The 502-nt window shown below is 54.0% G+C and carries 1 protein-coding gene; it reads right to left on the bottom strand.

Translation table 11 applies throughout. The features are described from left to right. Positions 1-109: 109 nt before the first annotated feature. On the bottom strand, positions 110-502 hold a 393-nt coding region (locus tag QJ48_RS32290), incomplete at its 5' end, for an extracellular solute-binding protein (RefSeq protein ID WP_157261826.1).

Genomic DNA, 502 nt, shown 5'->3' with positions numbered 1-502 from the left:
TTTCAAAGGCGGACGTAAAACTCCTTCGGGATACACTCCACTTTATCGCAAAGAAAATCTAACAACATACCTTCCCGTGCCCGAGAAATCCAAAGACCGTCCCGGGAAATTATTTCTTCACTTCGCTGTTCCACTTGTCGAGCAGGCGTTTGCGCTCTTTGCCAGCTTCCGAAGGATCGTATTGGATCGGGTTGATGTCGGACAGCTTAATCGCCTTTTTCGGCTCTTTCGCATCCGGGTTTGTCAAGTTCTGGTAGCTGCCTGTGCGCTGCCCAACCTCCTGCGCGCTTGCGCCGAGCGACCAGTCGATGAATTTTTGCGCCAGCTCCTGGTTTTTCGTATTTTTGATAACTGCGACGGCGCCGGTTTCATAGCCTGTCCCATCTTTAGGGATCGTCAGCTCCAGCGTGTCGAAGCCTTCCTCTTGATACTTGATGATGTCGTGCGCGAACAGCAAGCCTACGGCCGCTTCGCCCATCCCGACCATCCGCCCCGGGGCGGA

Origin of the sequence: Paenibacillus sp. A3 (assembly GCF_001399685.1) — a bacterium.
In the GTDB taxonomy this organism is placed as follows: Bacteria; Bacillota; Bacilli; order Paenibacillales; family NBRC-103111; genus Paenibacillus_G.
This window is presented reverse-complemented; position numbering and strand designations above follow the sequence as displayed.